2 protein-coding genes are annotated in these 2,556 nt (G+C 41.7%); one reads left to right on the top strand and one right to left on the bottom strand.

Annotated elements, in window-relative coordinates; genetic code table 11:
- Positions 1-975 (top strand): glycosyltransferase (locus GF401_19645; protein MBD3347275.1); only part of this gene is annotated, 975 nt, incomplete at its 5' end.
- Here GF401_19645 and GF401_19640 read toward each other — a convergent pair.
- Positions 972-1,850 carry a hypothetical protein gene (locus tag GF401_19640; protein ID MBD3347274.1) on the bottom strand — a complete coding sequence of 293 codons (879 nt, stop codon included), beginning with the start codon at positions 1,848-1,850 and terminating at the stop codon, positions 972-974. The genes GF401_19645 and GF401_19640 overlap by 4 nt on opposite strands.
- Positions 1,851-2,556 lie beyond the last annotated feature (706 nt).

Below are 2,556 nucleotides of genomic sequence, written 5' to 3'. Positions count from 1 at the left end.
ACGCATTTCGTCCCATCACTAAAGAGAGAAATCAGTCCGGTGTGGGATCTCATTGCTCTTATAAAGCTGTATCAACTGCTGCGGAGATTGAAACCCGATATCGTGCACACCCATTCTTCCAAGGCAGGCATATTGGGAAGGTGGGCTGCCTTTCTCGCTCGAACGCCAGTCATTATTCATACCTTCCATGGATTCGGGTTCAATGATTTTCAGAAACCGGCAAAGAAGGCATTGTTGGTACTGTCAGAACGGATTACTGCCCTCGTGACCACTGCACTCATTGCTGTATCCCATCACACAAAGCAGACAGGGTTAAAGCACAGGATCGGCAGAGAAGCACAGTACACGGTAATAAACTCAGGCATACACCGCAACAATGCAAAATCTGTTGACCGTTTGGAAGTTCGCAAAAAGCTCGGTTTCAAGAGTGAAGACATTTTGATCACCAACATCAGTTGCCTCAAGCCGCAGAAAAACGTGAGTGATTTCGTTCGTGTAGCAAAAGAACTGGTCAAGAAAAACCCTGAAAAAAAACTTCAATTTGTTGTAATCGGTGATGGTGAAGAGAGAGGGATAATTCAAACAATGACCGCTGAATTACAAGTCTCTGAAAGGGTACACCTGCTGGGCTGGCGCCGAGATACAGCAGAAATCCTTTCTGCCTCCGATATATTCGTTCTGACCTCTCTATGGGAAGGGTTGCCACGTGCGCTGCTCGAAGCCATGGACGCGGGCCTCCCCTGCTGTGTATACCGTGTCGATGGGATACATGATATTATGCTGGACGGAAAAAATGAATTCTCCGTAGAGGCAGGCAATGTTATTGGATTGACTGAAATACTTAATCATATGGTTAATGACAGTTCATTCAGGAAGTATGCAGGAAGCGAATGTAAAAAAAGCATGAAAAAGGATTATTATATAGATATTATGGTTGATAAAATAAATGTGTTTTACTCAGGCAATCTAAGTTAGGCCGACCACCGATGCAGTTTTCTACCAATTTTTTTAGCCACTCCTTTATAGATACGAAAAAGAGATCTCATAGCACTTAATACACTTCTTTTTCTATAAAATGAGATTTCTTTTTCTTTTTTCTTAATTACTGCAGTTTTATGTTCAATTATGTTGTTTTTCAGATCTATCAAATCCTCGTAGTAGTGAAGACGATCCTGATTAGAGTTGGTAACTTGCAGATTAGAATGATACTCTGCAAGATCACATAATTGTATGTACATTTCACGCACAGTTCCAGGTACATCTATATCAAGTGCCTGTGTTCGTTTTAATTTGTGGTCAACAAATCCTAAATCGATCTTTACTTCCAATAATTTCGACAATTTATCAAGTGCTGAGCCATCGAATATCTGGTCGTAATGAAAAAAATACACAGGCTCTTTTTCATTGTTGCTATTAATCACATGTTTGTACATATCAGCCCATACCTGATAAGTCTTCTCTTCATCAAGGTAAAGACTCGCAAGATAATCCATCTGGGCGTATTCTTTCATGATACTTTTAACCGTTATGCTCGGAGAACGAAAGATACAGAGATAAACTGTTTGCTCACTTATCAGACTTTTCCACACTGGGAGTGTGTAACAAAACCTCGGATCTTTAAAACAGAAAGGCTCATGAGAGGTTGAAGTCTTGATAAGTCGACGAATAGGAGCTGCAACATAGTTAACCTGAACATCATGCGGCAGGTTCATCAACCACCGTTGGCCATAATCATATTTGTTTTCAGGATCATAGCAAGCGAGTATTCTTTCATTGATCTCGTTTATCAATCTATCTTCAAAAAAGCCTTTCGGGTTAGTCGGCCGCGGCTTGTACAGCTCGCTGCCCATGTAATACCCTGCGTCATACAGAACCCCCCCGAGCATGCTGGTACCGCTTCTTCCCGAGCCGAGTATTAAGCAATTTTTCAAGAGACGATCCAACGAATCAGGTTTTGATGATTTCGTACCCCATTACACGGGCCATTTTTTTGATAATTCTCTTGAGCTGATATTTGTTATCACTGATCGATTCAAGAGGTATTTTGTAATATTGTGCTAATTCCCTTCCCGTCCTGTCGAAAAACTCAGAATCTATTCTGGAATATTCTTCAGAGAGACCGAGCAAATATGAAAAATAAGAAGCATTTGGGCTGCCTTCATGATAGATCGATGCCACCGAACTCAGTCCCATAAAAAATTTACGCCATTTTGATTTTAAAACCCTCCCTAACTCAGTGTATGTTAGTATTTGTTTATTCTGCAGCAGGTATTCATAAAGAAGCAAATAAATGGCTGCCTTGCCTCCACCCCGTCGTGCGTTGAGAACGTACTCCCACTTCAGTCTTTTCTCGTTGATCGTATGGTAGACCACCAGGGAGTCATCATACCAGAGCTGCCATCCTCTGAGCACAGCTCTTAAGCAAAGCTCAGAATCATCACCCCGGAGTGTACTGTTTTTTGTTCTTCCCGTTAACAACAATGGTACGGGTTCATTATAGATCGAGTGAAGAACCTCAGTACGAAAGGATAACCCCGCCCCGAATAAGACACCTTT

The organism is Chitinivibrionales bacterium (genome assembly GCA_014728215.1).
Classification (GTDB): Bacteria; Fibrobacterota; Chitinivibrionia; order Chitinivibrionales; family WJKA01; genus WJKA01.
This window is presented reverse-complemented; position numbering and strand designations above follow the sequence as displayed.

Bases quoted from the DNA above. Each gene is read 5' to 3' on its own strand.
- GF401_19640 (MBD3347274.1), bottom strand. From the start codon at position 1,850: ATGGGCAGCGAGCTGTACAAGCCGCGGCCGACTAACCCGAAAGGCTTT.